Genomic DNA, 19511 nt, shown 5'->3' on the forward strand with positions numbered 1-19511 from the left:
ACCGGTGGCCATTCACGCCCGATACTTTGCAATGAGTTTTGTGTCAAGCGAGTCGAATGTCTTATCCTGTTGCCTATCGCGCTGCTGTGGCAGCGATCCAATCCGGGATGGAACCCATGCGCCCCTTTGCCCCGCGTCCTGCTTCCCAGCACCTTGCTCCCATCTGGCTTGCGCCGCGCCAGCGTCGCTGGTCTGCCTTGTTATTGACCGGTCTGCTCTTGGCCGGTTGTGGTCAGGACAAGCCCACCCCGACGGTCAATGTGCCGGCCGCGCAGCAAGCAGCTGGCGCACCCACGGCCGTGGTGCAGGCCAATGCCCGCCAATATCGCGATGCCCCGGCGCTGGCGCTGGTCTTCTCCGGCCCTCTGGTGCCCAAGGCAAACTGGCAGAGCTGGCTTGCGGTCAGTGAAGTGGGCAAGCAGGTGCAGGGGGAGTGGATCCTCGCCGAAGATGGTCGCACCCTCTATTTTCCGAATGTTCAGCCCGACAAAAGCTACGAGGTGAGTCTCAAGTCGGGGTTGGGACCATCCCCCCAAAGCTGGACCCTCAAGACCCGCCCGCTGGAGGCGGGGGCCTCCTTTACCGCCAGCGGCATGGTATTGCCGCTGCGGCAGGAACTTCGCCTGCCCATCAGCGCGGTCAACGTGGATGAGGTCAATATCGATTTCTTTCGGGTCGATGCCGAGTATCTGCCCCGTTTTCTGGCGGAATATCGCCCCGGCGCCGGCATGGGTAACTGGGAGCTTGAACAGATCACCCAGCGCGCCAAGCGGGTGTTCAGCGGCCGCTACGCCCTGGAGCTCGATGCCAACCGGCGCGAGACCCGCCTTATCAATGTGAAGGAGCCGCAGCTGGCCGAGGCTGGTGTCTACTTTGCGGTGATGTCGCCCCTTGGCAACTACGACTGGCGCAAGGAGACCACCTATTTCGCGGTGAGCGACATGGGGCTCAGTGCCCGCCGTTACCGCGATCAGCTGGAGGTGTTTGTGAGCTCGCTGGCCAGCGCCGACCCGCTCAAGGATGTGCAGCTCTCCCTGCTCGACGAGAAGGGCAACCGGCTGCAGGTGCAAACCACGGATCTCCAGGGCCATCGTCGCTTCGATCAGGTGCAGGGGGCTCGCCTGCTGCTGGCCGAGCAGGGCAAACATCTGGCGGTGCTGCGCCTCGATGGCGCGGCGCTCGATCTCTCCACCTTCGATCTCGGCACCCAGCCCTGGCAGGCCCAGCAGCTTTATCTCTTTAGCGGGCGCGATCTCTATCGCCCCGGCGAGCGGTTAGACAGCGAGATCCTGCTCAAGGGCCAAGATGGCCAGCTGCTGCCGGGGATGGCGGTGGAGCTGGAGGTGAAACAGCCGGACGGCCAGCTGCTCGAACAGAAACGGCTGTTGCCGGACAATTTGGGCGCCGCCCACTACGGTCTGCGTCTGCCGGATGATGCGCCTCTCGGGCGCTGGACCATCAACCTCAAGACCGCCGCTGGCAGCCGCTTTGAGTGGCCCTTTTTGGTGGAGGAGTTTTTGCCGGAGCGCTTGAAACTGCAGCTTGGCAAGGGGCCAGATGGGGAATTGCTGACCCCGCAACAGGCGCTCACCCTGCCGCTGCAAGGGGACTATCTCTACGGTGCGCCAGCGAGTGCCACCAAGGCGACGGCGGAGGTGAAAATCAGCCGCGCTACTATGCCCTTTACCCAGTGGCAGGAGTTCACTTTGGGGGACGTGCTGCTCGCCGAGCAGGCCAAGGATCTCGAGGCGCGGAGTCTCACCCTCAATGCGCAGGGGCAGGGGACTTTCTTGCTGGCTGATGAACTCGATGGGGTACGCGCCCTCGGGCCGCTGGAGGTGGCTTATCGGGTGTCGCTCTCCGAGCCCGGTGGCCGCGCCGTCAATCGTAGCCGCACCCAGTATGGCTGGCCTGCTGGCAGCCAGTGGCCGGCGCTCAAGGCCGATTTCGTGGCTGATTGGGTGGAAGGGGGCAAGCTGCTGCCCTTCCAGATCCTCAACCTCGATGACAAGGGCCAGCCGGTGGCGGGGGCGGTGAAGGTGCGCCTTATCAACGAGTACCGCGACTACTACTGGCACTACGCCGATGGGGAGGGGTGGAAGTATGAGTTCAACAGCCAGCCCTATCTGGAGCAGGAGCAGACCCTGCTGCTGGACGGCAAGGGGCCGACCCCCCTCAGTTTGCAACTGGCGGCGGGTTGGTATCGATTGGAGGTGGAGAACAGTCAGGGCCATCAATCGAGCCTGCGGGTAGAGATCGGCAGTTACGCCTGGGGCGGCGGTGGTGAGCAGGCGCGGCCTGACAAAATCGCCATCACCCTCGACAAGCGCGCCTATCTGGTGGGCGACAAGGCAAAAGTGACGCTCGTCGCACCGCGACCCGGCAAGGGCTTGCTGATGGTGGAGGATGGCGATGGCCTGCGCTGGTGGCAGCGTATCGAGCTTAACGCAGCCGGTGGTGATGCCAAGGATGCCCGCGGCGAGTTCGAGATCCCGGTCAGCCCCGAGTGGCAGCGTCACGATCTGCATATCTCGGCCCAGATCGCCGCGCCAGACAGCGACTCCAAGCCGGTGAACCAAAAGAGTGTGCAGAGCCTGCGTTCGGTCGGTCTGGTGCCGCTCACCCTCGATCGAGAAGCGCGCCGTCTGCCGCTGACCCTGAGCGCGCCTGATAAAGCGGTGCCGCTTACCCGGCTGGAGGTGACTGCTACCTCCACCCCCAACAGTCAGGGGCGCGTGGTGCTGGCCGCGGTGGATCGGGGGGTGCTCAACATCAGCGACTACCAGCCCCTCGACCCGTTCGAGATCTTCTTTGGTCGCAAGCGCTTCGCCCAAGATTTGTTCGACAACTACGGTCAGGTGATCCCGCCGCAGGATGGCAAGCTGGCCCGCCTCAACTATGGGGGCGACCGGGCACCGCTGAAAAAGGGCGGCGCGCTGGAGAGCCGGGTCGAAGTGGCGGCGCTCTGGAGTGGCGAGGTGAGTTTTGACCAGCAGGGCAAGGCGGTGATCCCGCTCGATCTGCCCAACTTCAACGGCGAGCTGGCGCTGATGGCATTGGCCTGGAACGAACAGCAAGTCGGCGAGGCCGAGCGCGCCGTCAAGGTAGTGGCGCCGCTGGTGGCCGAGATCGGCTGGCCGCGCTTTGGCGCCAGAGGGGATGAGACCCGGGCGCTGGTGCAACTGCGCAACATGAGCGGTGAGGATCAGACTCTTTCCCTGGCCTGGACCCTCAATGGCGGGCTCAAGGCAAACGGCGAGCTGCCCAGCACGCTGTCTCTTAAAAACGGTGAGGAGCAGTGGCTGACCCTGCCGCTCACCGTGACCGGGGCGAGCGGCGTGGCAAGCCTGCAACTGGCGGCCAGTGGCAAGGATTTTGCGGTAAGCCGCGACTGGACTCTGCCGCTGCGCTCCCCCTGGCCTGCCCAGACTCGCCAGCGTTACCAGATGCTGGCTCCCGGCCAGCAGATGAGCTTTGCGCCAGCTGAGCTGGCCGGGCTGGATCCCACCAATCTGCAGGGGCTGCTCAGCCTTTCCGGTACTCCGCCCTGGGATCCGGCAGCCCAGTGGCAGGCACTGGCCGACTACCCCTACGCCTGTCTGGAGCAGACCTTGTCGCGGGCCTGGCCCTATTTACTGACCACGGCGGATGAGCGGGCAGCCTGGAGCAAATCCGCAGAGGGCAAGAAAGCGGCGAGCGAGGCGGATGTCCAGCGCGCCCTGCTGCAACGGTTGCAGCGGTTGCAACTGCCAAGCGGCGGTTTTGGCCTCTGGGATGGCCGCTCCGACGAGGAGCAGTGGCTCACCGCCTATGCCGCCGACTACCTGCTGGCGCGCAAGGAGGCGGGCGACGCCGTGCCGGAGGCGATGCTCAATCAGGCGCTAAATCGGCTGCAAAGCTATCTCACCGACAGCCAGTACGGAGAGCGCTGGAGCAGTGCCCCCGAGCACAGCCGGTTGGCCTATCAGGCCTACAGCGCCTATGTGCTGGCCCGGGTGGGCAAAGCGCCACTCGCTACCCTGCGTCTTATCTGGGAACAGCAAGCCGATCACGCCCGCGCCGGTTTGCCGCTCTTGCACCTCTCGCTGGCCCTCTCAGCCATGGGCGATGAACAGAACGCCGCCAAGGCCCTCAGCCGGGCGCTGGCAACCGAGCGCGGTGACGACTATCTCGGGGATTACGGATCGCCGCTACGCGATGAAGCCCTTGAGCTCTCCTTGCTGCGCCAGCACAAGCTGGCTTTGGATCGCTGGCCTGATCTCAGCGCCAAGGTGGCCGACACCCTGGCTCACCGTCAGTGGCTTAGTACCCAGGAGCGGCTCGCCTTGCTGCGACTTGCCCACGTTGACCCAGGCCTAGACTGGCAGGCCAGGGTCGCCTCATCCCTGGGCAGTGGATCCCTGAGCGGTTCGGCCCCGTTGCAGCTGGGCGCCCCCGAGGCACTGGCCGCCAGCGCCGTCACCAACGAGGGCAAGGGCTCTCTCTATGTGCAGCACACCCTGATCGGCTACCCCGAACGGGCTCCTGCCCGGTTAAGTCAGGGGATAAGCGTGACCCGCAGCTGGTTCAACAGCGATGGTCAGCCGTTTGATCCCGCCAAGGTGAAGGTCGGTGATCTGGTGGTGGTGCGGCTCAATGTCAGCAGCAAATCGGCGGTGCCCGATGCTCTGCTGGTGGAGATGGTGCCCGCTGGTTTTGAGCTGGAGAATCCGGCCCTTGGCAACAGCATCAAGCTGGAAGAGCTCTCCATCGAGGGGAAACCGGCGTGGCAGAGCGAGTGGAACGACTACTTCAAGCATCAGGAGTTTCGCGACGACCGCTACACGGCGGCGCTCGAACTGAGCGAGGGGAGCAACCAGCAGCTGGTCTACCTGATGCGGGCGGTGACGCCGGGTCGCTATCAGGTGCCGCCGACCCAGGTGGAGGATATGTACCGGCCCGAGCTGCGGGCCGTGGGAGAAGACATTCACGAGGTCGTTATCTCTGAGTAGCTGGCGCTTTATGAGTCGCAGACGCCCGCTGCGTAACGTCCCCCCCCTTGAGCGGGGCCACCCGCTCACTTTATGGCAGCGCGGTTGCCTGAAGCTTCGCCACAGTGGCCGCGCTTGTCGGCGTTGGCTGGGCCGTCTGCCACGTTGGCTGCGCTTCTCGGCGCTGGGGGCTGTTGCCCTGTTCCTGTCGTTGCTGGCGCTGGATCGTATTTTCCCACCGCCGCCGCTCGACCCCGCCTACGCGCGGGTGGTGCTCGACATGAAGGGGAGGCCACTGCGCGCCTTTGCCGACACCAGCGGCGTGTGGCGTTACCCCGTGACCCTGGATCAGGTATCCCCCCGCTATATCGAGGCATTGCTCGGCTACGAGGATCGCTACTTCTGGCGCCATCCCGGGGTCAATCCGCTGGCCATGGTGCGCGGGGTCTGGCAATGGCTGCGCTACGGTCGGGCCGTCTCGGGCGGCTCGACCCTCACCATGCAGGTAGCGCGCCTGATCGAGCCCTACCACAGAAGCGTGCCCGGCAAGCTGCGCCAGATGGCGCGCGCGCTGCAGCTGGAGTGGCACTACGACAAGCGCACTCTGCTCACCGTCTACCTCAACCGGGCTCCCTTTGGCGGCAATCTGGAGGGGGTGCAGGCGGCAAGTTTTGCCTATCTTGGCAAGAGCGCGGCCAAGCTGACCTACGCCGAGGCATCGCTGTTGGCGGTGCTGCCACAGGCCCCCAGCCGCAACCGGCCAGATCGCCATCCCGAGCGGGCTCGCGCCGCCCGCGACAAGGTGATGCAGCGACTGGTGGCGCAAGGGGTCTGGCCCGAGCAGGTGTGGCAGGAGGGGCGCATCGAGCCGGTGCTGGCCCGCGGTCACTTCACGCCGATGGAGGCGCCGCTCTTTGCCCGCCTCGCCGCCGACCGTCAGGCGGGGGCGCTGGTGCACACTACGATTGATGGCGATCTGCAGCGCTGGCTGGAGACGCGGGTGGCGAGCTATATCCGCCGCTTCCCCGAGCAGACCTCCGCTGCGTTGCTGCTGGTGGATAACAAAACCATGGCGGTGCGTGCCTATGTGGGCAGCGCCGAATATGGCAATTTGCGCCGCCACGGTTACCTCGACATGGTGCAAGCGATCCGCTCCCCCGGCTCCACCCTCAAGCCCTTTATCTACGGTCTGGCGATGGACGAGGGGTTGGTGCACTCGGCCTCCCTGCTCTCCGACGCGCCAAGGCTGGGCTCGGACTATAGACCCGCCAACTTTTCCGGCGCCTTTCAGGGGCCGGTGACCCTTGCTCAGGCGCTGCAGCAATCCCTCAACGTGCCTGCGGTGCAGGTGCTGGAGGCGCTCGGGGCCGACAAACTGGTCAGCCGCCTCGACAACGCTGGGGTGCGGCTGGCGCTCTCCGACAAACCAAATCCGGCCATTGCGCTGGGGGCGGCAGGCATTCGGCTCGAGCAGTTGGTGGCGCTCTACAGCGCGCTGACCCGTGAAGGGCAGGTTGCGATGCCGGTCTGGCTGGCGGGGCAGCAGGCGGTGCCCCGCCCCTTGCTGAGCCCGGGTGCCGCCTGGATCATCTGGCAAATATTGAGCGCGCAGGGGCGGGCGGATCAGCCCTTTGCCAGCGAGGCGACCGGCCGGATCAACCGGCTGGCCTGGAAGACCGGCACCAGTTACGGCTATCGCGACAGCTGGGCGATGGGGGTCTCCGGTCGTTGGACCATCGGCGTCTGGCTGGGGCGCCCCGACGGCACCCCCTTGCCCGGTTTTTACGGCCAGAGTGCAGCGGTGCCGCTGCTGCTTTCGGTCTACTCGCGACTGGCTGACAACAGCCCCTTGCCGGTGCAGCCCAACACTGTGAGCGAGGCCGAGATCTGCTGGCCGCTGGGGCGCAAGGCGAGTGCGACCCTGCCGGAGGCCTGTCTGCAGCGCCAGAGCGCCTGGTTGCTGGAAGGGAGTGATCCTCCCACCTTGCCGGATCCCATGGATTGGCCCTCGCCGCTGCGCCAAGTTGCGCTGACCGCCGAGGGCAAGCCGACCCTAGCCCGCTGCCAGGATGCGGCGCAATCCGGTTTTCGGGCCCTGTGGCCGCTGTCGCTGGAGCCGTGGCGGTTACCCGGCGAGCGGCGCCAAGCCTTGCTCGCCAGCGGTTGTGCGGGGGAGGGGCAGAGCGCCGAGCTGCAGGCCCCGATCCGCATCGTGGCGCTGGGGGAGGGCAACCTTATCTGCAGTCAGCGCTATCGGCTGCAACCCAAGGTGCTGGGCGGTGTCGGCAAGCCGTTCTGGTTTCTCAACGGCCAGCGGCTGCGCTGGGACGGGGATCAGGTGCTGAGCGTGGCGGGACGCTATCAGCTGGTGGTGGTGGACGAGGCGGGCAACAGCGATAGAGTCGAATTTCGGCTGGAAAACCCCTCCTGAGAGGGCGACTGGTTCGCGCTGGCCGAGCGCCATAATATTGACGGCGCCTCATGTCACCAAGACGGGATCAGGCTTTGAGCTGATCCCGTTGGGCCATATGGGCTGCTGGTTGGCTCAGGATTTGACTTGCCCCAACCGGGTGAAGAAGTGCTGGCTCTTGCGCTGGTGGAAATGACTCTTCTTGATGGGATGGAAGATCAGGCGGCTCTTTGGGTGTCTGGTCCCAGCAGCTGATTGAGCCCCTGTTGTGCTTGTTCGAAACGGGTCAGAGCCGTCGGGTTAGCATAGCCACTGCCGAGCATGGTGAGCATGGCATCGAAGGCTTGATGGAACTCAGCCAGTTGCTGGCGAAAACCGCTGCGAGCACGCAGGGCAATCAGCTCGGCAAACGGGATGTCGCTAAGGTGAGTGGGCACTTGCAATGGTATCTCGAGGTGGAAGCAATCCTGCCCGCCCCGGTTGTGGTAGCGAGACTCCAGCAGGTGCAGCAGGCGGTCGAGATAGTCGTGATCCGTGATGAGCGCACCCTCATTGGCGAGTGCCCATTCACGGGCGAGGCGCATGGAGAGCAGATTGGCAAAGCGTCGCGCCATCCTGACCCCTCCCTTATCCGACGTGGCAAAGCCGTGGGCGAGGCAAAAGCTGTGTAGCCGCTCAAGACCGGCCTGAGCGGGGCAGAAGCAGTCGTGGTTGGTAGGTTGGCGCCAGCGAGTGATGAGCGCCTTGTTGCCAAACACCTTGTGGCGGACAAAATCGGGGGCGACAAGGCCGCTGATCTGGCTCTCCAGCTGCGGGGTGATGTCTGCAAAGAAGCTTGGCTCAGGCCGCTTTGCCAGCAGATCGGTCTGCTCTTCCAGGGTATGGAGCAGGACGGTGAGGCTGCTCTGTTCACTGACGGTAAAGACGAAGGCGAGTCGCTCCAGATAGAGCAGGGCAAACTTGAGCCAGAGCTCGTCGCGAACCTCCATGCCGGGGTAGTAGATAAAGGTCTTCATCGAATCTGTCTGTTGTCAGGGGGTGGCCAGGGCGCAGGTTTGGGAATATACGCAAGATTGCCGCCGCGTCGCAAACGTTGCATGAGGGAATGTGAGTAAACGCGCATCCAGTAGGCGCTGGCTACAAAGTTCTGATATAATTCGCGCCCTTAAATCAAGGCCACCCGAGTCAAAACCATGAAGTTCATTATCAAGCTGTTCCCGGAAATCACCATCAAGAGCAAGTCAGTTCGCCAGCGCTTCACCAAAATGTTGCAGGGCAACATTCGCAACGTGTTGCGCCGCTTCGACGAAGACGCCCGCGTACGGATGGATTGGGACAAGCTGGTAGTGAGCTCTCGCAACGATCAGTTTCACGCCCAGTATCTGGAGACGCTCAGCTGTATTCCTGGCATCCAGTACTTCCTCGAAGTGAAACTGAGCAACTTCACCGACCTGCACGATATCTTCGAGCAGACCCGTGCCGTCTGGGGCGATCGCCTGAAAGGCAAGACCTTCTGCGTGCGTGCCCGCCGTGTCGGCAAGCACGACTTCAGCTCGCTGGAGCTGGAGCGTTATGTAGGGGGAGGCCTTAACCAGCATTGCGAAACCGCCGGTGTGCGCCTGAAAAAGCCTGACATCCAGGTCAACCTGGAAGTGGAAAATGACGAGCTCTACATCATCAGCGCCGTCCACCACGGCATGGGGGGCTTCCCCATGGCGACCCAGGAAGATGTGCTGAGCCTGCTCTCCGGTGGCTTCGACTCGGGTGTCGCCTCCTACCAGTTCATCAAGCGCGGTTGCCGGGTGCACTACTGCTTCTTCAACCTTGGCGGCGCCGCCCACGAGATCGGTGTCAAACAGGTGGCCTATTACCTGTGGAACAAGTTTGGCGCTTCCCACAAGGTGCGCTTCACCGCCATCGATTTTGAACCCGTGGTCGCCGAGATTTTGGAGAAGGTGGATAACGGTCAGATGGGGGTGGTGCTAAAGCGGATGATGATGCGCGCCGCCGGTCATGTGGCCGACTACTTCCAGATCCCGGCACTGGTGACAGGCGAGTGCGTGGGTCAGGTATCCAGCCAGACTCTGACCAACCTGAACGTCATCGATCGGGTGACCGACAAGGTGATCCTGCGCCCGCTCATCACCTGGGACAAGCCGGACATCATCAGTGAAGCCCGCCGCATCGGCACGCTGGAGTTTGCCGAGACCATGCCGGAGTATTGCGGCGTCATCTCCAAGAAGCCAACCATCAAGGCTGTGCTGTCCAACATCGAGGCGGAAGAGGCCAACTTCGACTTCGCCATCCTGGACAAGGTGGTGTCCGAGGCCCGTTACCTCGATATCCGCCGTATCGGTGAAGAGACCGCCGCTGAAGTGCAAGAGGTCGAAACGACTCAAGTGCTGGGCGCTGATGAGGTGATCCTGGATATCCGTTCCAGTGATGAGCGAGACGAGAAGCCGCTGGTGGTGGAAGGACGTGAGGTGCTGCACCTTCCTTTCTTCAAGCTGGCCACCGCCTTTGGTGATCTGCCTGGGGAGAAGACCTATCTGCTCTACTGCGATCGCGGCGTGATGAGCAAGCTGCAGGCGCTCTATCTGAAAGAGAAGGGCTTTGACAACGTCAAGGTCTACCGCCCGTAACGGCACACGCTTCCCATAAAAAATCCGGCCAATGTGCCGGATTTTTTATGTCACTCTGATGGGGTCCTGACGTCGCACGCGGCTCAGGGGCAGGGGACGGGTGTAAAGGTCGATTGCCCCTGACAGCGCCAGCCCATTTCGGCTTGCCGCATCTGCCACAGGTTGTTGCTGCGAAACAGGGTCAGGATGTAGATCATGTCGCTCTTGTTGCCATCGAGGGCCACCGAGAGCACCAGATCGTTGTCCAGTTGTTGTGCCTGGATACGACTGGGTATGTCGCTGTGGCCGACAAAACGCAGTGCCACTTCACGATAATCGTTGACCCAGGTTTGCTGGGCAGTGTTTGCCTGGCGGATCTGCTGGTTGAACTGCTGTACCGGGGTAGAAGCCAGTCGTCCGAACAGTATCTGTGCATCGGCTTGCGCCGTTGCCACATTCATCAGTAACAGGGAAGTGATGAGCCCAAGTTTTTGCATGAGGGATTCCGGCTTACAACGACTGGATCGTATGACAACAGAAAAGCTTGCTTGGTTCAACGTAACTCGGCCGGGAGTGCGACACAGCGCCCCCGGCCTGGATATCAATGGCGTTGCAACGAGAAGGTGGGCAGTGACAGGTGCCAGTAGATGGCGGCAACCCGTAAACCAAACACGGCCGTCATGCAGATGAGCATGGCGGTGACCCTGTCCATATTGACCTCAAGCGCCAGGGTATAGAGGATGCCTCCCAGGATGCAGGCGGTGGCATAGATCTCTTTTTGCAGCACCATGGGTACTTCCCGGGCCAAGACATCCCGGATCATGCCACCGGCCACCCCTGTCATGGTTCCCATGATCACGGCAATCAGGCCGGGGGAACCAAAGTTGAGGGCCTTCTGGGTGCCGATCACGGTGAAGAGGGCCAGCCCGAAGGCGTCTGCCACCGGCAGCACATACCAGGGCATGCGACGGGGCAGCTTGACCATCCACATCCCGATCAGCGCTGTGGCGATGACGATCCAGATATAGAGGGGGTCGCGCACCCAGAACACAGGGGTGGCCCCCAGGATCATGTCACGTATGGTGCCGCCGCCGATGGCGGTGACGGCTGCCAGTACCATGACGCCGAAGCCATCCATCCTGAGCCGCCCCGCAACCAGCACGCCCGAAAACGCGAATACCGCAGTACCAAACATGTCGCTGATGTAAACAATCTGCTCAACCAGTGTCTGCATGGAGAACAACTCACGTCCAATTGTTGATGGGGCCGCGATTTTAGGGGCTGGGCCAGCATCTGACCAATGGCGGCCTGCAAAAATGGGAGCCAGACCCAGTTTTTGCAGGCGGGATACGGGGTGAGCAGAGGGGAAGTGGCTGCTGGCTTGAGGCGGGAGCCGAAGCTGACAAGGGGCAGGACGTCTCATGACCCTCTGTCTATGCCTGCATCCCGCTGATAAGGGGGACTTTTTGAATTTTTTTGCTTAAGTCCTGCGAGAGTGTGCCGATAAATAGGGTAAGCGGCGTTAATGCGATGAAGCGTTAAAAATAATGCTAAAGACATCGAAAAAGAGGCCGTTAAATAAGACGCATCGGACATGAAAGACAATAAAGTTCGAGCAAATTAGATAGCAAATTTAATAGCTTAGGAGAATAGTTATGGCCATGTATATCAACACCAACGTTTCATCGCTCAACGCTCAGCGTAATATGACGAACTCGACCAAATCATTGGATACTTCTTATACCCGTTTGGCATCTGGTCTGCGCATCAACAGCGCAAAAGATGATGCCGCCGGTCTGCAAATATCCAACCGTCTGACTTCCCAGATCAACGGGTTGGATCAGGGTAACCGTAATGCCAACGATGGTATCTCTCTCGCGCAAACTGCCGAAGGGGCCATGGATGAAGTGACCGGTATGCTGCAGCGGATGCGCACCTTGGCTCAACAATCTGCCAACGGTTCCAACTCAGCAAAAGATCGTGAAGCCCTGCAAAAAGAGGTGGATCAGCTGGGTGCAGAGATAAATCGTATCTCTACTTCTACCACTTTTGCGGGTACCAAACTGTTGGATGGATCTTTTGGTGGCACCTTCCAAGTCGGTGCTGATGCCAACCAGACTATCAGCTTTAGCCTGTCCCAGGCCGCTGGCTTCAGCATCTCCGGGATTGCTACTGCGGCATCAGCTACGATTGCAACCACAGGGACTGCCGTCGGTATCTCGACCATTTTTACTGGTGGTGGCGTGGGTGGTATCAGCATCAGCAGCCAAAGTAATGCCCAGAATGTGCTAGCGGCCGTTGACTCCATGTTGGAAGTTGTTGACAGCAAGCGTGCTGAGTTGGGTGCAGTACAGAACCGCTTGGATTCCACCATTCGCAACCAGGCTAATATCTCGGAGAACGTATCAGCTGCCCGCTCCCGTATTCGTGATGCGGACTTTGCCACCGAGACCGCCAATATGACCAAGAACAACATTCTGCAGCAGGCTGCATCCAGCGTTCTGTCACAAGCCAACCAGCGCCCGCAGGCTGCACTCCAACTGTTGCAGGGCTAACAAAAGAAAACAGGGCGGTTGTTCAGGCCGCCCTGGTCAAGAGATGGAACAAAGGGGTGTTCGGGTTAGCACTCTGTTCTATCGGGAGAGAATAAAATCTCTATTAGTAGTGCCAAGTGTTGTCCAGCTGTTCAGTTCTGCCACGCTTGGTCGTATTCTCCTGAGCATATGCTCATTTTAGGCCGGATTTTCCGGCCTCTTTTTATTGTGCCGTCAAATTGACGCCACTCCATCCTACTAAGCACAAACCGTGCCAAAACCAAATTCTCCTATGTGTTAGTCGTCATGGTGACTGATGTCAGATGGCGAGTCTTCTGATGCCTGTGATTTTGCCGCTGGCCGGATAAAACTTGCCGCCTTCGGCAATTATTTTCCTAAAGCTTGTGTTCATGCGGCCGTTACATAAAGTGAAGCAATCGAGGGGTGTTCGGAATCCAACGTTTGCACTACTGCGGGTGGCCTGTTCGTTCAAACAACCACCCGCCAGAAGACACAGGATTGTTCAACCTGCTCTTCTAACGGTGGGACGTCGCCTTGGCGGCGCAACCCGCAGTCGCATGTTCTTCGGGAGATTTTATTATGGCCATGTTTATCAACACCAATACGTCATCACTGAACGCCCAGCGTAATTTGATGAATACCACCAAATCTTTGGATACATCGTATACGCGTTTGGCGTCCGGTTTGCGTATCAACAGTGCCAAGGACGATGCGGCTGGTTTGCAAATATCCAACCGTTTGACCTCTCAGATCAACGGCTTGGATCAGGGTAACCGCAACGCTAACGACGGTATCTCTCTGGCGCAGACGGCGGAAGGAGCGATGGATGAAGTGACCGGTATGCTGCAGCGCATGCGCACTCTGGCTCAACAGTCTGCCAACGGCTCCAACTCAGACAAGGATCGTGAGGCCCTGCAAAAAGAAGTGGATCAGCTGGGTTCTGAGATCAATCGTATCTCTACCGATACCACCTTCGCTGGTACAAAATTGCTGGACGGCAATTATGGCGGTACCTTCCAGGTGGGGGCCGATGCTAATCAGACCATAGGTTTTAGTTTGAGTCAGGCTGGCGGCTTCAGTATTTCAGGGATTGCGACGGCGGCCTCCAATTTTACCAGTGGTCCTGCAGGCTCTATTACCACTGCGGTTTCAAGCATCTTCACCAGTGGGTCAACCCCTGGTGGTATTAGTATCAGCAGCCAGGGTAACGCCCAAAACGTGCTTCAGGCCGTTGACTCCATGCTGGAGGTGGTGGATGGCAAGCGTGCCGAATTGGGTGCGGTGCAGAACCGACTGGACTCCACCATTCGCAACCAGGCCAACATCTCCGAGAACGTCAGCGCCGCCCGCTCCCGTATCCGGGATGCGGACTTCGCGACCGAAACCGCCAATATGACCAAGAACAACATTCTGCAGCAAGCGGCCTCAAGCGTGTTGGCCCAAGCTAACCAGCGTCCTCAATCTGCCTTGTCTCTGCTCGGCTAATGATGGACAGTGCTGATTGAAATGGGAGAAATAAGATGACAACTGAACTCGGTAATGTGTCATCTGCCAATGGCGCTTCCTTACAGCTAAGTGATAAGGGCGGCCAAGTGGCCGCTCAACTGCTTTCTGGTTTAGTGGAAGAACCTGGCGTTGCACTGCGGAAAAATCAGGATGCGGCAAAAACTGATCGCCAGCCGGTACAAAGCCAAGCAGAGATTGAAAAACAGGTACAGAATTTGCAATCATTTAGCTTGCAACAAGGTTGGACGGTTAATTTCAGCATGGAGCAAGACTTGGGGCAGGTGGTGATCAAGGTGGTTGACTCAGACACCCGATCCGTTATACGGCAAATTCCGAGTGAAGAGCTGCTCGAAATTCACAAGCGGATCCAGGCCTTGCGTCAGGGAGATGCGGGTGCTAATCCGAAACTTGGCCTGTTGCTAGATAGTGAAATTTAAATCGAACAAATGAGGAGACGATAACATGGCAATTACCTCTGCTGGCGCTGGTTCTCAACTTGATCTCGAGAGTGTGATTGCGGCCAGTGTGGCGGCTAAAAAAGCACAGTTACAACAACCGATCATCAAAAAACAAAACAGTACCCAGATCGCGATTTCTGGTATTGGTCAGCTAAAATCATCCCTCACCACCTTCACTGATATTCTCGATACATTGAGCAAACCTGGCGCTTTCAACAAACGTGCTATCAATATCACCCAAGATAAAGATAACCCGGTGATGAAAGTAGAGAGTAAAAGTGGTGGCTCAAATGGTCAGTATAATGTCACCGTAAAACAATTAGCGACCACCAGTCGCCAAGAGGGTCTCTTTGATAGCTCAACGACTTCACTTATTACCCAAGATGGTCAACTGACGTTCAAAGCTGGTGATAAAGAGTTCAAGGTTGATGTTAAAGCTGGCGATACCCTGCAAGATATTCGCAAGAGTATTAACAGCAATAGTGATAACTTTGGGTTAAGTGCCAATATTGTTAACACCGCAGATGGTAAAGCAAAATTAATTATTGATTCAGGTGTCTCTGGGGATGGTAAGGGTCTTACTATCACCGGCAATACATCAGAGCTTGGCATGTTTTCGATTGGAGAGCCTGGTAGTGTCATGAGTCAGACACAGGCCGCGAGCAGTGCTGAAATTCTGATTGATGGTAATGAGCTTAAAAGTGATACCAATGTTTTTGATGATTCGATACAGGATCTCAAACTTACTGTGCTACGCGTATCGGATGAAGATAGCAGCGGTGGTCTAAAGTCTAACAAAGTAGATGTATCTACCGATAAGTCTTCAATTGAAGACATGGTGAAACAGTTTATCGATGGCTATAACGCACTTCAGGACAAGATGGATGCGCTGGGCAAGCGAAACAGTATTGTCGGTGGAGTCAGACAAGATGATGGTGGAGCTCTTGCAGGTGATGCAAGTACACGGACAATCAGTAGCTTTATGGCTAATACCATCACTGGAAACACAGGTTCGAGTACAACATATTCAAGTATTTTCGAAATTGGTATCAAAATGGATAATAAGGGAAAGTTATCTGTAGATAAAGAGAAGTTTGGCCAAGCAGTGGATAAAAATTTCGATCAGGTAGTGGCCTTATTTGGTGGTGATGATGGTCTTGCTGGTACTTTGAATAAAGGGCTCAAGGAGTATACCAAGTCAGGTGGTATGTTGGCTGAACGCACAGATACACTTAATGCGGACTTACGCAGTCTGAATCAAAAGCAGGCAACATCAAATGCTCAACTGGTTAAGTATGAAGCTTCACTGCGTGCACAATATGGTAGTCTGGATGTGTTGCTAGCTAAAATGAATAACTCCGCATTAGCATTGAAGTCATTACAGATTAACAACAACAATAACAGATGATTGTTATTAGAGGTAGCATATGATGTACCAACGTAATCTAAAAGCATATAAAGCAACCAGTATTGCGGCTGATCTTGCTGTTGCAGATCCACATCGTGTTATTCAACTCATGATGCAAGGGTTTTTAGAACGGTTGGCTCAATCTAAAGGCGCGATAGAGCGTGGTGACATGGAAGCAAAGTCTATTGCTGTTTCGAAAGCTCAGGGACTATTACATGGATTACAGGATGCACTAGATATGAGTCAGGGTGCGATTTCTGAAGATTTATACAAACTCTATGCATATATGGATGAGCGCATTTGGGATGCCAGTCTGGCACGGGATGTCGCGCCCCTCGATGAGGTTATGGCACTGATGGTGACGATCAAGTCTGCTTGGGATCAATTGCCGGAAGCCGAAAAGCAGCAGGGCTATCAGATGAGACAACAGTTGGGTGAGCTGTGAGAGTCACTCTTACCTGCCTCGATGAGGCATTACGGGATAATCTCTACTTGATAGAGGATCTATTGCAACAGCATCAATATGATGAGGCTTTGCTCTGCATGGATGATCGGCTGGCGCTGATAGGTCGTCTGGTGCAGCTTGCTCAAGATGAACCTGAGCAGCAGCAGGCTGTTGCGGCCTTGGCTGGTGAACTGTTCATTCAAGAAAAGAGCACGAAAGCCCTGGTAGCCAGCCATCATCACGCCATTTTTGAACTGCTGACCCAAGTCGGCAAAGCCAACAGAGCTGGGCAAGCGTATCGTGCGAACAGCAAGGAGTTCTGATGCCAGGCAATATTGATGCAGCCCTGATAAAAGCGGAACAGGATGCACTGCGACTTCAGCAGCAAGCAGAGCAAGAAGCCGCAATGAAGGTGGCGTTGCCCCTTCGCTTTGCACAAAACATGGCGGTGTTTCGCCAATATATTCCCCATATCGCCGACATGTATGAGGACTATCAGCCCGCCCGTCCATTCAAGTTTTTCTGCAGTGAAAACGGTCAACCCAATCTGACCTGGCTCGATGATGATGTGGCCGTATACGGTGCCGAACCTTATCTCATCTGTGAGACGCTGGTGAGCGAGTTCATGGAGAAGGGGGGGTTGTCCAAGTTTTCCTTCAGTCAGGAGGCCAACCCCCTTGGCTTCATGCATGTCGAGTACCTTAATAAGCTGAACGCCTATCTTGACGACATTTCCTCGCGAGAAGAGAGGCTCGACCAGGTACCCCATGAGGTACCGAGTGCCCTGATATTCGGAGTCGGTCTGGGGTATCACCTCGGTTATCTCTATGAAAGGTGCAAGATTGGGACTCTCTTTCTATTTGAGCCGGACCCGGATCTCTTTTACGCTTCTCTGTTCTGTTTCGACTGGGCGCCATTGCTGACTTATCTGCATCAGGAGAATCTGGGGTTGCACATTCTGCTGGGGCAGGATGAAGAAACCATAGTGAGAGATTTTTCTGCGGCCATTCAAAGCCGTGGCTCTTTCCTGATCGCCAATGCATTCATCATGTGGGGCTATCAGAATGAGGAGATAAGAAAGCTGATAGAGAAGGTGCAGCAGGAATATTATCTGCTGATAATGGGGTGGGGCTTCTTCGATGACAATCTGATCGCACTGTCTCACACAATCAATAATATCGAGCGTGCTGTACCATTTTTGAAAAAGGGGGGGAGGATCCCATCGGATTATTATCGGACCCCTGTCTTTATTATTGCCAATGGCCCTTCTCTGGATGATTCCATCGCGGTCATCGAGAAAAACAAATACAAGGCCATCATTATTTCCTGTGGCAGTGCCATTTCAGCCTTGCACAAGGTCGGCATCAAGCCGGACATTCACGTTGAGACGGAGCGGACCAAGATAGTCTATGACTTCCTGGTCAATCTGAACGATCCTGATTACCTGCGCGATGTCCTGTTCCTGAGCACGGATGTGATTCACCCCGATTGCGCTACACTTTTCAATCAGTCAGTATTTACCTTCAAGCTTGGTGAACCAGGAGTGGCGCTCTACCACAATTATTTCTCCCATTTGAACGCCTGCGCTGCCCTCGGTGGGGTGAACCCCCTGGTGGGCAATATAGGTATCAGTGCCCCCATCCACCTTGGTTTTAAAAACCTGTATCTGTTCGGTCTAGATAACGGCTACAAGCACAAGGGGCACCATCATTCCAAACTCAGCTCGTACTATAACAATGAGGAGAGTGCAGGGGCGCTGGGCGAAATGATGTATGGCGATAGTCAGTGGCGGCGCGAGGGGAATTTTGGCGGCATGGTGATCAGTAATGCCATGTTTGATACCTCGCGACGCGTGATCGAGCAAGTACTGGCTACCAATGAAGATGTACGCTGTTTCAATTGCAGCGATGGTGCCAAGATAGATAAGACGAGGGCCTTGTCGAGTGCCGAGATAAGCCTCTCTATGCCGGTTGACAAGTCCGCCCTGCTGGGGGAGATAGTCGCCTTGTGTGCACCTATCCCCTTATCAAAGCAGGATGTCGAGTCGTTGCTAGATATCGAGTTCTTCAATATCTTCATCGACAAGATGGTGGCCGAATGGCAACAGGATTTCACATCTCGCAATGAGATAAATCAGTTGATGCTGCGCAACTTTGGCTATCTTGCCCAGATTTCTGCCACACGCCAGCAGCATATTTCACAGACCATGATAGGGTCTATGAATTATGTGTTTACCCTGCTGAGCTCCATCCTCTACTCCTTCAAGGGGGAGGAGGAGACGCTGGTGCTGATGAAGCCGGCCATCGAACTCTGGTTGGAATTCTTGGCGAAAGTGAGAGACATGTATCCAAAGGCACTCGATAGCGTCGATATGATAGATAACGAAGTAATGGCGCTGTTTAGAAAATAAAGGAAAAGATTCAAATAAATTAAAAACACCGACCCAAGGGTCGGCGTTTTTTTATCCCTTGGGATAGGGATTCTGCGCCGCTAGCAACCGCACATCTTTTCGCAGGATCTGTACCGAGATCAGCGCATCCGGCTCCAGTTCTACACTACCGTCGTGATGCTGTACGTGTTCAAACAGGCGATGGTAGCCCGGGTGCCAGCCAAACAACTCTCCGTAATTCATCTTGTAGCTGAAGAGATTGGCGTGATGCTGATAGTCGTTGCGATAGTGGCCCGCCGGGGGATTGAAATCCAGTATGGTCATGAGGCCCCGATCGGCCAGCAGGGCATCACTGCCGGCGGCAATCCTGAACAGATCTTGAGGATCGCACAGATAGAGGCAGAAGCCGAAGATGATGAGATCGACCTGATCTATTTCGGGCAGGCTGTCGGCTGTCCCCACCGTAAGTTGCAACCCTGGATAGCGAGAGAGCCCATCCTGGATGGCGCTGGCTGAGGGATCAACCCCATAGCAGCGGGCGCCGTAGTACTCGGCCAGTTGCGCCAGTCGCCAGCCGTTGGCACAACCTATCTCCAGGATCCTGGCAGGTTTGCTGCCGAGGTATTTCAGCGCCTTGAAGATGGGGTCACTAGCCAGAGATTTCTCGAGGATGGCGGTCTTGTTGCGCTTATACCACTCATTCCCTTCTTGGGCCATGAAGACGTTTTTCTGATGCATATGCCCTTCCG

General features: G+C 57.3%; 13 protein-coding genes and 1 pseudogene. 10 read left to right on the plus strand and 4 right to left on the minus strand.

Features of this window, described 5'->3' with window-relative positions; all coding sequences use genetic code 11:
- Nucleotides 1–38 precede the first annotated feature (38 nt).
- Entirely contained in the window at nt 39–4991 is a 4953-nt protein-coding gene (locus tag WJM78_RS07400; protein ID WP_422388439.1) for an alpha-2-macroglobulin family protein, read from the plus strand.
- Nucleotides 4992–5001: 10 nt separating this feature from the next.
- Nucleotides 5002–7401: a penicillin-binding protein 1C gene (gene pbpC, locus WJM78_RS07405; RefSeq protein WP_339014844.1), complete on the plus strand. Its 2400-nt coding sequence runs from the start codon at nt 5002–5004 to the stop codon at nt 7399–7401.
- A 114-nt stretch (nt 7402–7515) separates the two neighbouring features.
- Here the strand turns inward: pbpC and WJM78_RS07410 are convergent.
- A pseudogene (locus tag WJM78_RS07410) lies at nt 7516–8396 on the minus strand (hypothetical protein).
- Nucleotides 8397–8573: 177 nt separating this feature from the next.
- Here WJM78_RS07410 and thiI point away from each other — a divergent pair.
- A complete protein-coding gene (thiI, locus tag WJM78_RS07415) occupies nt 8574–10022 on the plus strand; it encodes a tRNA uracil 4-sulfurtransferase ThiI (protein ID WP_108535522.1) in 1449 nt (482 codons plus the stop codon).
- An 83-nt stretch (nt 10023–10105) separates the two neighbouring features.
- Here thiI and WJM78_RS07420 read toward each other — a convergent pair whose 3' ends face one another.
- Both WJM78_RS07420 and WJM78_RS07425 read right to left on the minus strand, forming a co-directional pair.
- Nucleotides 10106–10498 (minus strand): hypothetical protein, encoded by a 393-nt coding sequence (locus tag WJM78_RS07420; protein ID WP_339014847.1) that lies wholly within the window; start codon nt 10496–10498, stop codon nt 10106–10108.
- Between the two features lie 104 nt (nt 10499–10602).
- Complete coding sequence (locus WJM78_RS07425) at nt 10603–11235, minus strand: trimeric intracellular cation channel family protein (RefSeq protein WP_042034478.1); 633 nt, start codon at nt 11233–11235, stop codon at nt 10603–10605.
- Between the two features lie 421 nt (nt 11236–11656).
- Between WJM78_RS07425 and WJM78_RS07430 the strand changes: the two genes are divergently transcribed.
- The 7 genes from WJM78_RS07430 (at nt 11657) to WJM78_RS07460 (ending at nt 18783) form a co-directional block, all read left to right on the plus strand.
- Nucleotides 11657–12556, plus strand: a complete 900-nt coding sequence (locus WJM78_RS07430) for a flagellin (RefSeq protein WP_339014849.1) — start codon at nt 11657–11659, stop codon at nt 12554–12556.
- A gap of 579 nt (nt 12557–13135) precedes the next feature.
- Entirely contained in the window at nt 13136–14041 is a 906-nt protein-coding gene (locus tag WJM78_RS07435; RefSeq protein ID WP_339014851.1) for a flagellin, read from the plus strand.
- A gap of 35 nt (nt 14042–14076) precedes the next feature.
- Nucleotides 14077–14499: a flagellar protein FlaG gene (locus WJM78_RS07440; protein ID WP_339014853.1), complete on the plus strand. Its 423-nt coding sequence runs from the start codon at nt 14077–14079 to the stop codon at nt 14497–14499.
- A gap of 25 nt (nt 14500–14524) precedes the next feature.
- Nucleotides 14525–15928, plus strand: a complete 1404-nt coding sequence (fliD, locus tag WJM78_RS07445; protein ID WP_339014855.1) for a flagellar filament capping protein FliD — start codon at nt 14525–14527, stop codon at nt 15926–15928.
- Nucleotides 15929–15950: 22 nt separating this feature from the next.
- On the plus strand, nt 15951–16373 hold the full coding sequence (gene fliS, locus WJM78_RS07450; RefSeq protein ID WP_339015791.1) for a flagellar export chaperone FliS: 423 nt from the start codon (nt 15951–15953) through the stop codon (nt 16371–16373).
- 62 nt (nt 16374–16435) lie between these two features.
- Nucleotides 16436–16696, plus strand: a complete 261-nt coding sequence (locus WJM78_RS07455; protein ID WP_339014857.1) for a hypothetical protein — start codon at nt 16436–16438, stop codon at nt 16694–16696.
- Nucleotides 16696–18783 (plus strand): 6-hydroxymethylpterin diphosphokinase MptE-like protein, encoded by a 2088-nt coding sequence (locus tag WJM78_RS07460; protein ID WP_339014859.1) that lies wholly within the window; start codon nt 16696–16698, stop codon nt 18781–18783. The genes WJM78_RS07455 and WJM78_RS07460 overlap by 1 nt, the downstream gene beginning before the upstream one ends.
- A 51-nt stretch (nt 18784–18834) precedes the next feature.
- Here the strand turns inward: WJM78_RS07460 and WJM78_RS07465 are convergent, their stop codons facing one another.
- Nucleotides 18835–19500 carry a class I SAM-dependent methyltransferase gene (locus WJM78_RS07465; RefSeq protein ID WP_339014861.1) on the minus strand — a complete coding sequence of 222 codons (666 nt, stop codon included), beginning with the start codon at nt 19498–19500 and terminating at the stop codon, nt 18835–18837.
- Between the last annotated feature and the right edge of the window lie 11 nt (nt 19501–19511).

The sequence above is a fragment of the Aeromonas popoffii genome (assembly GCF_037818705.1).
In the GTDB taxonomy this organism is placed as follows: Bacteria; Pseudomonadota; Gammaproteobacteria; order Enterobacterales; family Aeromonadaceae; genus Aeromonas; species Aeromonas popoffii.